We start from the raw sequence: 14,898 nt of genomic DNA, 5'->3' as shown, positions 1-14,898 counted from the left end.
TACATCAACAAGGCGTATTGGTAAACCTTCAATTTCAATCGCATCACCCCCCACAGGTAGAAGACCTAGTAATTCACTACCCGCTGCAAATACTTGGGCAGGACCGAGTTCAGTTTGCAAAGCTATTAATACTGGATCTGAGCCATCTGGTTTGGTTGGTATTACTAACCCCCACACCTGTTCACCTAATTCAGGAAAGGTTTGCAAGGGTAATTGCAGCAACGGGCTATTACCGAGCTGAAGGGTTATGGCAGCCAAAGACCAGTCTGCCTGGTAAATAGTGATACCTCGATGCCGTATCGGATGGTTAACACTTACTTTTGCAGCTAGCGGCGTTGTGGAATTGCTATCGCGTAATTCAAGGCTTGAGCTGAATTGTTCAGGACGACCAACTGGATCTCGATCTATAGCAAATTTGTTTAACGACAATTCCAATTGTGTTTCCCCCCCCCGGTTGAGCAGTTCTAACGAACGACCCGGCGCTAAGAAGCGCTCTAATCTTTGGCCGCCAAATGCACCAATTACTGCACCCACCATGAATACAATCAAGCCTCCATGCACAAGTAGTGGCCCCACTCTGCCAATTAATCCTCGCCTAGCTGCCAATCGATTACTAGCTGGTTTTACGGCCCAACCATTTTTATTTAAGTGGCTTGCTAATTCTATAAGGGCTGCATCACCAGCCGGATTATTAATGCTAGTGGCAACAGCTAATTTACTTAATTGCCTTGGTTGCTGGTAATCAAGCCAGCGCAATCCAGCTTTTAAGGCCGGCCATTGGCGTCGCAGGCTGCAAAGTAATAGTGCTACAGCAAGCCAAGCAAGCAAAAACAAAAACCAGTTGCTTGTGTAAAGGTGATCCAGCTCCCAAGCAAGCAGCTGCCGGCCCCTAACAACACCAAGCCAGGGATGAAGGTTATATCGCTCTATGTAGAAAGTGTTGGGTTCCCCTTGAGGAATTGCAGTGCCAATTGCACTACTAGCAGCAATCGCCAGCAGCAAAACAATGGCAACTCTGAGATCTGAAAGCCAAGCCGCCAGTTTGTTTGCCGATTGTTTGATCAATGTGAATAATCCAAATTTCATGAAAGGCGTGCCACCAAACTCAATCCCCCTAAAGCCACCAGTACAGCGCCGCTGATGGGGGGAATCCACCTACTCACTTGCCGCAGCGCTAAGAGTTTTGGCAGTGATGCTGCCAAGGTTCCCGCCAAGAGCAATGGCAGCACTTGGCCTGCACCAAAACAGGCAAGTAAACCCATTCCCACCAGTGGTTGGCCGGTTTCAGCAATCCAGGCGAGTAGCACTGCCAAAACTGGGGTAGTGCAAGGGGATGCGGCTAAGCCAAAAGCAAGCCCAGCAGCTAAGGGCGCCAGCACTGGAGGTACTTTTTGACGCCAGCGCTCAGGATCAGGTCCAGCCGGTAGGCGTAAGGGCACTAAGCCAAGCAGGTTTAACCCCATCACCACCGCTAAAACCGCAACAACTAAAGAAACCCCCTCAGGGGTTTGGCCATAAAGACTGCCCAATAACGCACTGGCAGTGCCAAGGCACACCAAGGCAGCCACTACTCCAATACAAAAACCCAAGCTGCGTTGCCAGGGGCTGCCGGCCGCTGGTTTGCCCTCTTCCGCGCCAAAGCCAGCAAGGTAAGCAAGGCTCAAGGGCAATATCGACAAACTGCAAGGGCCAAGGCTGGTGAGTAAACCAGCGCCAAATATCAAGCCAAAAGTGCCAGGCCCTGGTTGTTGCAGCGCACTGCGCAGCAGTTGTTCGCTGCTGCGGGCGAGATCACCGATAGCTAAGGAAAAGTCCACCCTTAGAGCCTATCTACAAGTGGTAGCAACCCAATGACTTATTAAGAGTGTTGTTCAGCTGATTCCAAGGAACAACGAATTAATAGTGCTGCAGTGGCAAGGCTAGCTAGCAACGAGTTGCCGCCATAACTGATTAGCGGTAGTGGCAAGCCGGTGGTGGGCATGGCTCCACTTGCTACAGCAATATTCATAACCGATTGCCCAACAAGTAAAGCGGTGCAGCCGATAGCAACTAAACGGGTTTGGTTGTTGCGGGCCCGCATCGCTACTTGTAAACCCACAACAGCAAATATTGCGAGGAAGAGCAGCAGCACCAAAGAACCAATAAAACCAAATTCTTCGGCGTAAACAGCAAAAATAAAATCTGTGGTTTGGATGGGTAGATACATCATTTTTTGGGTGCTAAGGCCATAGCCAGTGCCCGTTACACCACCCGAGCCAATCGCTAATAGGCTTTGCACCAATTGATAGCCGTTGCCTTGGGGATCTTTCCAGGGATCAAGAAAGGAGGTAACCCTGAGGCGTTGGTATTCATTGGCCATGATGCTGATGCTGCCAACTAACCCACCAAGGCCGGCGCTTCCCAACAGCCAGGCAAGGGGGAGCCCTGAGGCAAGTGCAATAAGCCAAAGCAATAGCCCGGTGAGTGCTGCCGTGCTGAGGTTTGGCTGTTTAAGGATCATCAAGATCAAAACACCAAATAATGCAAGCCAACCAAGCCTCTGTTCTGCTCCCATGCGGCGCCAATTTGCAAACAAGGTGGCCCCTTGCAACACCACAAAAGGTTTGATCAATTCTGTGGGTTGCAGTTGGATCGGCCCTAATACCAACCAACGGCTGGCCCCGTTAACTGTTGTGCCCATCACCAAGGTGAGGGCAATCAAGCCCAGCCCAATCACAAGCGCAGGGCCAGCTAAACGCAGCCATCGCCTTAATGGCGAACGAATAATTACTAAAAACAAACCCCAGCTGGCCACGAGCCAGATCAATTGACGCTTAATTGTGTAAAGAGCATCGCCCATTTCCCTGGCTGACACCCACCAACTTGCCGATGCCAAAATCATCAAGCCAAAAGCGCTCCACGCCACCACTAGGCCCAATAGCAAGCGTGTTTCCGCCGGCCAAAGGCTCAGATTTAGTGGCAACAAACCGGAGCTTGAGTGGGTATCAACCCGGGCCATGGCGATCAAAGCTTTAAAGCTCATTTAGCCGCTATATCCGCTCCTTGGCCCGTTTTTAGGGACAAAAAAAAGCCCGGCTAGGCCGGGCTTGGAAATCAGTTGCCAACGTTGATTTGGCGTTTTCCAGTAACTAATTCAACTTTAAGAATTTTGCCTCCCTGTTTCATAATTCGCTGCTGTTCAGCAAACCAGCTGTCGTAAGGCACCCACTTGGTGAAGTAGGTATTTTGCAATTCCCTTTGGGTTCTCACCTTTTCGGGAGAAGGAATGCAAGCGGTGATTTTAAAGAGGCGCATAGGGCTCCTCAGTTTCCAAGGCCAGAGCAGATGTAGTCGAGGTAAACAGCCATTTCACGGCCGGCATCAGCGCCAACAAGAGAAGCTGTGGCTTCTTTCATTGCTTGAATCGCTTGGACGGTGGCACCTATGGGTACCCCTAGTGAGTTGTAGGTTTCCTTGAGACCATTCAAAACCCTTTCATCGAGGATTGAAGTGTCGCCAGCCAACATGGCATAGGTGGCATAGCGGAGGTAGTAATCCATGTCGCGTATGCAGGCTGCATAACGACGGGTGGTGTACATGTTGCCGCCTGGACGGGTGATGTCTGAATAAAGGAGGGCCTTCGAAACAGCATCGCTGATGATCGCAGCTGAATTAGCGCTGATCGTGGTAGCCGCACGCACCCGCAGTTCACCACTGGTGAAGTACTGCTCAAGGCGCCCCATGGCATTTGTGTCTAGGTACAAGCCCTGAACATCTGATTGGTTGATGACGTTGGTGATCGCGTCTTGCATGGATCCCTGAGGGTGATGTGGTGGATGCGGTCGGGGCTATTAAGAAAGGGCGCCGATCAGGTAATCGAAATAAGAACCAGCTTCCTCGGCATCAGCTCCAGTGAGCAAGCCCATGGCTGCGCTCTTCATTTCCCGTACGGCGGTAGCCATAGCCTCAAGGGGGGTGCCAAGAGCTCTATACATTTCTTTGGCTCCAATTACACCGATTTCTTCAATCGGGGTAACGTCGCCAGCTACTACGCCATAAGTAACAAGGCGTAAGTAGTAGTCCATGTCGCGGAGACAGGTGGCGGTCATCTCCTCGCCATAGGCGTTTCCGCCTGGGGAGATGACGTCGGGACGACGTTGGAACAGCGCGCCGCCAGCCTGCTTCACAATCCGCTCACGACCCTCGGCCAAGACCTGAGCAACGCGAAGACGGCGTTGGCCGCCGGTCACGAAAGCTTTGATCTGGTCGAGTTCGCCAGGGCTGAGATAGCGGGCCTCGGCATCCGCGTTAATGATCGAGTTGGAGACGATGCTCATGCAATTCTGCCTCGAAGCAAGGGGCCACCAAAGCGGAGGCCGGGGTCCTGTGGGTTTGGGTGCTTCCAGTTGGAACTGGTTGCTTTGCCAGTGTGCCTGATCGAGGAGGCTCTTTGCTGAAATTACTCAAGAAATCCGTGATTGTGGTAACAGTTCTTCATGGCCTGCGGCGCTTGCATCGCAAAGCAAAGGCCAGTAACCACAATCACTTTCACCTATATATAAATCAATAAATTGCTATTGTTAATTAAACTAATTCAACTGCTTTGATTGAAAGATTAATAAACTAATTAATATAGAAATAATATTAATTAGTTTATTAAATTGCTTTCTTTGATGAAGGGGTTAGGCCGCTATTGCCGCCATAAAGAGTTGCTGTTCGCACAATGTTGCTTACAGATACTCCGCTTTGAGATCCCAAACCTTGAAGGTAAGGCACTGTGTCGGAGCCAAAACTAATTTTGTAGTTTTCTGAATTCAGCAGACTTGCAATTGCTTGCAGCTGCCCTTGTTTGGCTCTGCAGGCCAGAAAGTTGCTCGATTCCAGGGGCTCCGGCGCTCTACCTAAGAGGGCTAGATGGGCAGCAGCAGCCGATTGCATCGGTGCCATTTGCGCTAACCGTTGTTGAAATAAATCGCCTGCTGCAACTTGCGCTACAAATTTGGCTACATCAAATTGGCCATCGCATAACTTTGATTCAGCCTCAATAAGGCGTTCTGAGGCAAAAGGAATCCGATTTAGTAGTTGGCGATAAACAGCACTAATCAACTCCTCTGTTTCCGCATTGTTAGCACCTTTGGCTAACCGGAATATTTTGTTTAGTGCAGCTTCCTGTTTGAGGGCAAATCCTTGATTAAGGCCAGTTGCCAGGGAGGAAGCATTGGTTTGGGCAGGGGCAGGTTGCCAGCGGTTGCTATTGCGGCTGAAGCGAAATTCGGCTTCAACTGTTTGTTTGGCTTCCTGGCCAGCCACATCAGCTCGCCACATTCCAGTAGTTGAATTTGATTGGGCTAGAAAATTCCTTGGCGTGATGCTGCCAGGGGTATTCATAACGGATTTTTTATATAACTCTGGGCGCTTTTGCTGCTCGTATCTTTTTTGTGGTTCAACTATCGCCGCGAGATCAAGCGGTTGACGCAAGGCGGGCACTCTGCGGCTATTTAGATCATTAGGAGTAATGAAACGCTCGTATGGAACCATATCTTCGCCATACGCTTCTAAATATTCCTTACTATTAATTAGTGCATCAACAACGCCATAGAAACCTTTGCGAGCTGCAATATCAAAATAACCGTTTATCTCCCAGCGGCCAAAAGTGGGGCGCCCAAGTAAACGCCTGTGCATCACTTCGATGGCTTTAGTGATGTAGAGATTGCTCCAATATCTGCGGCGGAAAGCTTTTGAGCGAGCCACCATACGAATGAATTCCCGCAGGCTGATATTGCCATTTTCTAGTTTGTTTTCTTCAGTGGTTATGCGGTCTCCCTCATAGCCACTGCTACCTAATATCTGCACATATACAGCGTTAATTACAGCCTGGGTGCTGGATTCGGTATTGCGGATACTTGCCTGGCCGCCGCGCTTTGGCGTTGAGCTGCCCCCGGTAGCAATTTGCTGCAGCCGCACCTGCCGTGGACCCACTCGCCTCGGCTGGGCGGATCTAAAACCAGGGCTATCCATTTGACCAGGACCAGCCATTCCGTTGCCCACCAAAAGCCTGCGGGTGCGATAGGAGTGGGGGGCTGGCCGGGTTGCCACAGAGGCGGTGCTTGAGGGAAAGATTGCGCCGTATTGCAAACCGATTGGATCGTTGCCACCGCCATAAACGTGTTGATCCGCTAAAGGTTGGCGATAGGAGGCGTAGAGGGTTACGTATTGGGGAGCGCCTTCAAAGGGAGCGCTGAATTGAAATAGTTTTCGATTTGAGCCCCAGCCAGCGCTTTCTTGGGCTTCTTCGCCGAGATCGCGGAGATATGGCACGGTTTCTTCGCCAAATACCCGGGCATATTCCATGCCATTGATCAAGGAATCCACCAGGCCATTGAGCCCCTTTGCACTCACGATCGCAAAATATTTCCGAAACTCTTCAAGGGAACTGATTCCGCGTCCAAGGAAATGCCGAAATGCCAGTTCCACTGCGCGGCTGTTTGAGAACCCGCCAAAAAATTGAGTGCGATATTCCTTGCTTTTGCCAAGCGAACGAATAAATTCGCGCATTGAAATTTGCCCTTGTTTCAGCTGAGAAGCTTCTACAGAGCAGGGATTTTGTGAGTATGCCTTAGCTATATCCCGTTCAAATACCTGCCTTTGGGCGGCGCGGATGATTTCGGCCTTCTCACTGCCAGATAGGCCAGGGCGCATCACAAAACGCTGCGCACCTTCTGCTGCTAGCGCGTAGATCGCTGGCAATTGCAGCCCCTGCTGCTGAGGGCTACCTAAGCGCTGCCGGGTGGAGGGAGTGGCAACCGCCAGCTCATCTATGAGCACATTGAAGCAAGAAATTACCAAGGCTCGAGCCGTGGGGTTGTCTTCAAACAAATCGGCAGAAGCAGCTCTCATTTCCTGCAAAGCCAAATTTGTGGCAGGAAGTGAACAACCTTTTTCAAGAATGTCTTTTAACCCTCTGGCGTTCACAGCAAGGATGCTTGGATCGCCTGCCACTAGGGCATAGCCCACATAACGAAGGAACCAGCCCAAATCCCGCAAAGATTTGCGCATTCGGGAATTGCCGTAGCGCGAAATATCTATGGGGCTGAACCCGGTTGGTATCACTACCTGCACATCAGCCGCTGCACTAAAGCCTTCACGAATACGCCCAAATAAGCCGCCGCCGCCGCTGCCTTGCACAAATGTTTGGATCGAACTGGCGAAGGCCGCTTGATCTGCCGCCAAAGGAAGAGCTGCGTCGCTTCCTAGGGCTCCAGGGGTAAGTGGTTTGTCTAGGTAAGAGAGGGGCGTACCCCCAACAAAAATTCGATTAGCCGCTTTTGCCACGATCGCATCGGCATTGGCACTTAGCCGTTTTGCCGCATCCACGCGGTTTTGACCGCTTTGAAAAAAGTTGATGAGGCTGTCCAGCTCTCCCTTATCGGGAAAGCGGTCTTGCTGCTCCGCCTTACGAACATTGGAAAGTGGGAGGGTGTCGTAGAGCTGCGGGCTAACCCTGGGGCTGCCGCTACTGGCTGTTACAGACATAAATGAGCTCCTCTATTAGGCAGATTACGGCTGCGGCAGCTCTCAATGCAGTTCAAGTGAACAAATGTTTGCAGCTCCGCGGGGTGAATGAGAGGCTCTTTTCTTGTTGTGGTTTGTTGTTGTGATGGTTACACCCGATTTTGAAGCTGCTGGTTTAGGCGCTACAGACAAGGCCACCCCGGTGGTGGGTGCCTTCTACGACCGTTTCCCTTATCCCGGCGACCCCCTTCAAGATGGACCTCCTCCTGGTTACAACTGGCGTTGGTGCAATCGGGCTGCCCGCAGTTATTGCACTGGCGTGGCGCCAATGCCCACCGCAAAAATCCGCATTCTTGATGCAGGTTGTGGCACGGGGGTAAGCACTGATTACCTTGCCCATCTCAACCCCTTGGCGGAGGTTTTGGCGGTTGATATCAGCGCTGGAGCCCTTGATGTGGCTCGAGAGAGGTTGAAACGTTCAGGTCCGCCAGCCCAAGTGCGTTTTGAGCAGCGCAGTTTGCTGGATCTGGCGGGAGAAGGGCCTTTTGAGCACATCAACAGTGTGGGGGTTTTGCATCATTTAGAAAATCCCCTTAATGGCTTAAAAGCATTGGCACCACTACTGGCGCCAGGGGGGTTACTACATCTTTTTTTGTATGCCGATGGGGGCCGCTGGGAGATTCATCGAATTCAGCGTTCACTTGCTTTATTAGGGGCGGCAAGCGATGGGGAAGGTTTGCGTTTGGGGCGCGAATTGTTGAATCACTTGCCTGAACAAAACCGCCTTAGGCAACGCCACGAGCAGCGCTGGGCCATTGATACAAGCGCAGATTCAAATTTCGCTGATATGTATCTCCATCCTCAAGAAACCAGCTACAACTTGCAACGGCTTTGGCAGTTTGTTGAAGGAGCACAACTCACTTTCCTGGCTTTTAGCAATCGTGAGCAGTGGAAGCTTGCACGCTTTTTGCAAGGGGAATTACTGGAAAGGGCCCAAGCCTTAACGCAGCAACAGCAATGGTTACTTGTAGAAGCGCTTGATCCTGATATCAGCCACTTTGAATTTTTTCTCAGCAACGCTGAATTGCCATCGGAGAGCTGGGGAAGCAACGAAACCCTTTGGGAGGCCACTTTGGAGCGCAATAGCTGCCTTTGGGGCTGGCCGGGCAAAAGCTTGTTAGATCAAGATTTGACGCCTTTAAGCCTCAGCAACGATCAATTCGAATTTATGCAGTGTTTGGACGCTCTCAGGAGTTTGGATGCCACTAAGGCAGTGCCTGTAAGGCTTAAGGATCTCAATTTGAGTTGGGAGACAAGCAAAATCAGCGAAATTGCTCGCGGCCTATGGGGGGCAGGGGTGCTGCTTTTGGGCTTGGATAACTAAAGGAACGTGATAGATTCCGCGAGCCTTTGCCACTGAAGTTTTCGTGTCGTCAACGGCATCCTCCCCATCAGCTCCGGCCGAGGGTGGACTGCTACCTGAACCGAATTCTTTAGATGGAGCTTCAATTGGTGCGGTACTCGTTACCGCACCGGTAGTTGATCCCATGGCTGAATACAGGCGCTTACAGAAGCGTTTGTTGTTATTCACTCTTGGGCTTTCCGCCTTTGCGGTGATATTGGCTGGGTGGCGTTTTAGTAGCGCCACAGCCTTGAGTGTGGCCATCGGGTCTGTGGGTAGTTTGGTTTATCTATTTCTTCTTTCCCGTTCGGTTGAGAAGTTGGATGGAACCAATAAGCAAGTGGGAAAAGTCCAATTGCTCGTACCCGTAGCGCTGGTGCTGCTTTCAACCCGTTGGCCCCTAATGCAACTCTTCCCGGCCCTGATTGGTTTTCTGATCTACAAGCCGGCGGTAATTATCAGTACTGCTTTTGATCTTTGGATCAAAAAGCCCTCTGAATAATTCATTCCAACCCCCCTCAAACGCTTAGGTTCTGGTGCCTTTTAACCTCCCCCTTGCCGAACTCGAGGTTGGCAAACACCTTTATTGGAAAGTTGGCCAACTCAACCTGCATGGGCAGGTTTTTCTGAGTTCATGGATTGTTATCGGAGCTCTACTAGCCCTTGTGGTGGTAGGTACCCGCAAGATGGAGCGCGAACCGCGCGGTGTGCAAAATCTGCTCGAATTTCTTTGGGATTACTTACGTGATCTAGCCAGAGACCAAATCGGCGAAAAAGCATACCGAGACTGGCTGCCTTTCATCGGCACGCTGTTCTTATTTATCTTCGTAAGCAATTGGGGAGGTGCCTTGATCCCCTGGAAACTTATTCATCTTCCCAGTGGAGAACTCGGTGCTCCAACAGCAGATATAAACACAACAATTGCGTTGGCTCTGTTGGTTTCACTTGCTTATTTTTACGCAGGTTTAAGCAGAAAGGGTTTGCGGTACTTCGAGTACTACGTGGAACCAACTCCGATCATGCTTCCGTTCAAGATCGTTGAAGATTTCACGAAGCCCTTATCTCTTTCCTTTCGATTATTCGGCAATATTCTTGCTGATGAATTAGTAGTAGCTGTTTTGGCTTTTCTAGTTCCATTGGTGGTACCACTACCAGCAATGTTTCTTGGATTGTTTACCAGTGCTATTCAAGCTTTGATCTTCGCAACTCTCGCCGCCTATTACATCGGTGAGGCTGTTCACGAAGAGCATCACTAGAGGTCGCACCCACGATCTGCTAGACCTCCTGCGCGCAGGTACGACTTTGAGTCGCACCCGTTAGGTCTTCGACCAACGTCCCAGTCGCAGGTTCAATTTCCAGTTAGTCCCGCGCTTATCCCAGCGCACCACCCCATCTGTTCCACCATGGATTCCATCACCTCCGCTGCGTCCGTTTTGGCCGCTGGTCTTGCCGTCGGCCTTGGCGCCATCGGCCCTGGTATCGGCCAGGGCACCGCTGCCGGTGGTGCTGTTGAAGGCATCGCTCGTCAGCCTGAAGCCGAAGGTAAAATCCGCGGCACCCTGTTGCTCTCCCTCGCTTTCATGGAAGCCCTCACCATTTATGGCTTGGTGGTTTCACTAGTGCTTCTGTTTGCGAATCCTTTCGCCGGCTGATCGCTTGCCTTTCGGGGGCGTTGTTCGCCCCCGCAGCATCATTAACCCTGTCCCAGCGCCTCCGGTTCCATGCATAGCTGGCTAATGCTGGCCGAAGCAGCTGCCCCCAAGGGCGGTCTGTTCGATCTAGACGCCACCCTGCCTTTAATGGCAGTGCAAGTGGTGTTGCTCACTTTTATCCTCAATGCTCTGTTTTTCCAACCTGTTGGGAAAGCAGTTGAAGAGCGCGAGGGTTTCATAAGTTCAAGCCGCGCCCAGGCGAAAGAAAAGATTGCCCAAGCTGAACGTTTGGAGGTGGAACTCAAGGCGCAACTTCTTGAGGCCCGCAAGCAATCCCAGGCCCTTGTGCAAGAAGCAGAAATTGAGGTGGATCGTCTCTTCCGGGATGCCCTAGCTCTTGCTCAAGCTGATGCAAATGCCACTAAGGAGAAATCCCGAGTTCAAGTGGAGGCTCAAAAAGCTGAAGCTTTTGCTGGCATCGACACTCAAGCTACGAAGCTTGGTGCTGTGATAGTTGATCGCTTGCTGGCAGCCAAATGACAAGTATTTCTCCACTGTTGCTGGCAACCGAAGGGTTTAGCCTCAACACAAATATTTTTGACACCAACATCATCAACCTGATCATTGTGATCGTGGTGTTGGTTTGGTTTTTAAAGGGATTCCTTGGCGGCATTCTCGAGCGTCGCCGTGAAGCGATCCTTGCGGATCTCAAAGACGCTGAAGAGCGTTTGTTGATCGCTTCAAAAGCATTGGAAGAGGGGCAACTTGAACTGGCGCAAGCTCAAGCAACCGCTCAAAAAATCCTTAGCGATGGCAAGAAGCGGGCAATGGCTATTCGTGAAGACAGCGAGATGCGCACCATCCAAGAAATGGCTCGCATCAGACAAGATGCAGTAGCCAATTTGAGTGCTGAAACAGCCAGAGTGGTGGAACTGCTAAGGCTTGAAACGGCCAGGTTTGCAGTTGAAAAAGCAATTGCAGCTCTACCAGGCAAGCTCAACGCATCCATCCAAGCCAAGTTGATAGACCGCTCCATCGAGGCACTCGGATAAACCAATGCCACTTCTTAATTCACTAGCAACGCCCTACGCTGACGCCCTCTTACAGGTGGGCAATGGCCTTGGCCAGGCTGATCAGCTGGCTTTAGAAGCCAAATCTTTATTGGAAACTTGGTACAGCTCCGCAGACCTTCAAGGGGCGATGCGATCACCTGTCTTATCGCTTGACGGTAAGAAAAATGCCTTAGTTGCGCTGTTTGGCTCGGAAATCAGCCCTTCGATGCTGAATTTGCTCAAGGTATTGGTGGATCGCCAGCGCATCGGCATCCTTGATTCTGTGCTCGGGCGTTTCCTTGAGCTTTACAGAGAGTTGCGGGGCATCACCCTCGCAACGGTTACATCTGCCACGGCTTTATCTACGGAACAACAACAAAAACTTACTGAGAAGGTGAAGGCTCTAGCCGGCACCAACTCTGTAGAGGTAGATATCAATGTGGACGCCACCTTGATTGGTGGTTTTGTGGTGCGTCTTGGTTCTCAGGTAATTGATGCCAGCCTGCTTGGTCAGGTGAAGCGTCTTGGCCTGTCCCTGGCTCGGGCCGCCTGATCCCACAGTTTCAGTTACCCAGCTCTCCCGTTCCTTTCCCCTCCCCCTAACTCCGTTTTCCTGCCATGGTTTCCATCCGTCCCGACGAGATCAGCGCCATCCTCAAGCAGCAAATTGAGGACTACGACAAATCTGTTTCGGTGAGCAACGTGGGCACCGTGTTGCAGGTGGGTGACGGCATCGCCCGCATCTATGGCCTCGACCAGGTGATGTCTGGTGAGCTGGTGGTTTTTGAAGACGGCACCGAAGGCTTAGCCCTCAATTTGGAAGATGACAACGTTGGTGTTGTGTTGATGGGGGAAGGGGTTGGAATTCAAGAAGGCAGCACTGTTAAAGCCACCGGCAAGATCGCTTCAGTGCCCGTAGGGCAAGCAATGCTCGGAAGAGTTGTTAACTCGCTTGGCTTACCCCTTGATGGCAAAGGGGAAATTGCTACCACCGATACTCGTTTAATTGAATCGATGGCTCCGGGCATCATTCAGCGCAAATCGGTACACGAACCGATGCAAACCGGCATTACTGCCATCGATGCAATGATCCCCATCGGTAGGGGACAACGTGAATTGATAATTGGTGATCGCCAAACTGGTAAAAGTGCAATTGCGATCGACACCATCATCAACCAAAAAGGTGAAGATGTTGTTTGTGTATATGTATCTATCGGCCAAAAAGCAGCTTCAGTTGCCAACTTGGTGGAAGTGCTTCGAGAAAGAGGGGCCCTTGATTACACCGTAATTGTTGCTGCTAGCGCCTCAGAACCAGCATCTTTGCAATACCTTGCTCCATACACCGGTGCTGCTATAGCTGAGCACTTTATGTATCAAGGCAAAGCAACCTTGGTGATCTACGACGATCTCACCAAACAGGCTCAGGCCTATCGTCAAATGTCGCTTCTCCTGCGCCGTCCACCAGGTCGTGAGGCCTATCCAGGTGATGTTTTTTATTGCCATAGCCGCCTGTTAGAGCGCGCTGCAAAATTGTCTGATGCCATGGGTAAGGGCAGCATGACTGCTTTACCTATCATCGAAACTCAAGCAGGTGATGTTTCCGCCTACATCCCTACCAACGTTATTTCGATTACAGATGGCCAGGTGTTCTTGAGTTCAGACCTCTTTAACTCTGGCTTGCGTCCTGCAATCAACGTTGGTATCTCTGTTAGCCGGGTGGGCGGCGCTGCTCAAACAAAAGCGATCAAGAAAATTGCCGGCACATTGAAGCTGGAACTTGCTCAATTTGATGAATTAGCGGCGTTCTCGCAATTTGCATCTGATTTAGATGCTGCTACCCAAGCCCAATTAGGCAGAGGTAAGCGGCTGAGAGAACTGCTTAAGCAACCCCAATTCAGCCCCCTGATCCTTGCTGAACAGGTAGCGATCGTTTACGCCGGCACCAAGGGCTACTTAGATGAATTGCCCGTTGAAAAAGTTTCAGAGTTCGTGCGGGAACTTCGTGAATACCTCAAAGCTAACCAAGCTGAATACATCAACGCAGTGCAAACTGAGAAGGTATTGAGTGATGCTTCGGAGGCAACTCTCAAAGCTGCGATCAAGGAAGTTGTTGCCGGCCTTATGGCTACGGTTTGAGGATTAAAAAATGGCAAACCTAAAAGATATTCGCGATCGCATTAGTTCGGTCAAAAATACGCGCAAAATCACTGAGGCAATGCGCTTAGTTGCCGCAGCCAAAGTGCGCAGGGCCCAAGATCAAGTGCTGCGTACTCGGCCTTTTGCTGATCGTTTAGCAAGGGTTTTGGAAAGTTTGCAAGCTCGTATGGGTTTTGAAGTTGCAGATACTCCTTTATTGCAAACACGGGAGCCTCGCCACATAACTTTGGTTGCAATCACCGGTGATCGTGGTTTATGCGGTGGCTATAACGCAAACATAATTAAACGAACAGAACAGCGTTTCGCTGAGTTGAAGGCTGCTGGCCATGAGTTGTCTTTAATTACCATTGGCCGCAAGGTTGATGTTTATTTCCGTAATCGCAAATATCCAATCGTGAATAGTTTTATAGGGCTTAATCAAGTTCCTACCGCAGTTGAAGCCGGTGAAATTGCTCAGGTATTACTAGCTGAATTCATTGGTGGCGGCACTGATCGTGTGGAATTAATTTTCACCAAATTTATTAACTTAGTGAATACAACCCCCGTTTATCAAACGTTGCTCCCCCTTGATCCGCAAGGTATCTCAAAGCCAGACGATGAGATTTTCCGGCTTACATCAAAATCAGGTGGGTTTGCTGTGGAACGCGATACTTCTGCCAACACTCAGCCTAAACTTCAATCAGATATTGTTTTTGAGCAAAGCCCCAGCGAACTGCTTGATTCACTGTTGCCTTTATATCTTCAAAATCAAATCTTGCGTTCATTGCAGGAAGCTTCTGCCAGTGAACTAGCAAGCCGAATGACAGCGATGAATAATGCAAGTGATAACGCTAAAACCCTAGCTAAATCACTTACTCTTGATTACAACAAAGCTCGCCAGGCTGCGATTACCCAAGAGATTTTAGAGGTTGTGGGAGGAGCTTCGGCAATGGCTTAAAGGTGAAAGCTCAGCAGCAATTGATAATTCCTTTATTTCCAGTTGCAATTGCCACAGCTCAACTGCAACCCGATCCTTTAGATACTGCCAGATTGCTACAGCAGATGTTGCTTTGGCGTGGCGACGCAACAGGTAATTCCCAAGAGGGCTGCGCTTGGACCGGTGATCTTCACGGCTTACATCAATTCCATCTTTGTGAAGATGCTG

General features: G+C 50.5%; 16 protein-coding genes and 1 pseudogene. 10 read left to right on the top strand and 7 right to left on the bottom strand.

Annotated elements, in window-relative coordinates; all coding sequences use genetic code 11:
* From KB557_RS04585 to KB557_RS04555, 7 genes are all read right to left on the bottom strand, one after another.
* On the bottom strand, positions 1-1,086 hold a 1,086-nt coding region (locus KB557_RS04585; protein ID WP_255131715.1), incomplete at its 3' end, for a cytochrome c biogenesis protein ResB.
* The gene (locus KB557_RS04580) at positions 1,083-1,817 is read right to left on the bottom strand and encodes a cytochrome c biogenesis protein CcdA (RefSeq protein ID WP_255131713.1); all 735 of its coding nucleotides are present in this window, start codon (positions 1,815-1,817) and stop codon (positions 1,083-1,085) included. The genes KB557_RS04580 and KB557_RS04585, both read right to left, overlap by 4 nt.
* A 41-nt stretch (positions 1,818-1,858) precedes the next feature.
* Positions 1,859-3,022, bottom strand: a complete 1,164-nt coding sequence (locus KB557_RS04575) for an FtsW/RodA/SpoVE family cell cycle protein (protein WP_255131711.1) — start codon at positions 3,020-3,022, stop codon at positions 1,859-1,861.
* A 71-nt stretch (positions 3,023-3,093) separates the two neighbouring features.
* Positions 3,094-3,294: a phycobilisome linker polypeptide gene (locus KB557_RS04570; protein WP_255131709.1), complete on the bottom strand. Its 201-nt coding sequence runs from the start codon at positions 3,292-3,294 to the stop codon at positions 3,094-3,096.
* Between the two features lie 8 nt (positions 3,295-3,302).
* Entirely contained in the window at positions 3,303-3,791 is a 489-nt protein-coding gene (gene apcB, locus KB557_RS04565; RefSeq protein WP_255131707.1) for an allophycocyanin subunit beta, read from the bottom strand.
* A 39-nt stretch (positions 3,792-3,830) separates the two neighbouring features.
* Complete coding sequence (locus KB557_RS04560) at positions 3,831-4,316, bottom strand: allophycocyanin (protein ID WP_255131704.1); 486 nt, start codon at positions 4,314-4,316, stop codon at positions 3,831-3,833.
* 319 nt (positions 4,317-4,635) lie between these two features.
* Positions 4,636-7,512: a phycobilisome rod-core linker polypeptide gene (locus KB557_RS04555; protein WP_255131701.1), complete on the bottom strand. Its 2,877-nt coding sequence runs from the start codon at positions 7,510-7,512 to the stop codon at positions 4,636-4,638.
* A 124-nt stretch (positions 7,513-7,636) separates the two neighbouring features.
* On the opposite strand from KB557_RS04555, the gene KB557_RS04550 reads away from it, so the two are divergent.
* From KB557_RS04550 to KB557_RS04505, 10 genes and pseudogenes are all read left to right on the top strand, one after another.
* On the top strand, positions 7,637-8,875 hold the full coding sequence (locus tag KB557_RS04550) for a bifunctional 2-polyprenyl-6-hydroxyphenol methylase/3-demethylubiquinol 3-O-methyltransferase UbiG (RefSeq protein WP_255131699.1): 1,239 nt from the start codon (positions 7,637-7,639) through the stop codon (positions 8,873-8,875).
* A 43-nt stretch (positions 8,876-8,918) separates the two neighbouring features.
* Entirely contained in the window at positions 8,919-9,395 is a 477-nt protein-coding gene (locus KB557_RS04545) for a hypothetical protein (protein WP_255131696.1), read from the top strand.
* A gap of 31 nt (positions 9,396-9,426) precedes the next feature.
* Positions 9,427-10,149, top strand: a complete 723-nt coding sequence (gene atpB / locus KB557_RS04540; RefSeq protein ID WP_255131717.1) for a F0F1 ATP synthase subunit A — start codon at positions 9,427-9,429, stop codon at positions 10,147-10,149.
* Between the two features lie 147 nt (positions 10,150-10,296).
* Positions 10,297-10,545, top strand: coding sequence for an ATP synthase F0 subunit C (atpE, locus tag KB557_RS04535; RefSeq protein WP_106499310.1), 249 nt, complete (start codon positions 10,297-10,299; stop codon positions 10,543-10,545).
* 69 nt (positions 10,546-10,614) lie between these two features.
* The gene (locus tag KB557_RS04530; RefSeq protein ID WP_255131693.1) at positions 10,615-11,085 is read left to right on the top strand and encodes a F0F1 ATP synthase subunit B'; all 471 of its coding nucleotides are present in this window, start codon (positions 10,615-10,617) and stop codon (positions 11,083-11,085) included.
* Positions 11,082-11,597, top strand: a complete 516-nt coding sequence (locus KB557_RS04525; protein WP_255131690.1) for a F0F1 ATP synthase subunit B — start codon at positions 11,082-11,084, stop codon at positions 11,595-11,597. The genes KB557_RS04530 and KB557_RS04525 overlap by 4 nt, the downstream gene beginning before the upstream one ends.
* Positions 11,598-11,601: 4 nt before the next feature.
* The gene (gene atpH / locus KB557_RS04520) at positions 11,602-12,150 is read left to right on the top strand and encodes an ATP synthase F1 subunit delta (RefSeq protein ID WP_255131687.1); all 549 of its coding nucleotides are present in this window, start codon (positions 11,602-11,604) and stop codon (positions 12,148-12,150) included.
* Between the two features lie 65 nt (positions 12,151-12,215).
* Positions 12,216-13,733: a F0F1 ATP synthase subunit alpha gene (atpA, locus tag KB557_RS04515; protein WP_255131685.1), complete on the top strand. Its 1,518-nt coding sequence runs from the start codon at positions 12,216-12,218 to the stop codon at positions 13,731-13,733.
* A gap of 10 nt (positions 13,734-13,743) precedes the next feature.
* Positions 13,744-14,691: a F0F1 ATP synthase subunit gamma gene (locus KB557_RS04510; protein WP_255131683.1), complete on the top strand. Its 948-nt coding sequence runs from the start codon at positions 13,744-13,746 to the stop codon at positions 14,689-14,691.
* A gap of 2 nt (positions 14,692-14,693) precedes the next feature.
* Positions 14,694-14,898, top strand: a pseudogene (locus KB557_RS04505) (hypothetical protein); the annotation flags it as partial.

Source organism: Synechococcus sp. Cruz CV12-2-Slac-r (assembly GCF_024346075.1).
In the GTDB taxonomy this organism is placed as follows: domain Bacteria; phylum Cyanobacteriota; class Cyanobacteriia; order PCC-6307; family Cyanobiaceae; genus Synechococcus_D.
This window is presented reverse-complemented; position numbering and strand designations above follow the sequence as displayed.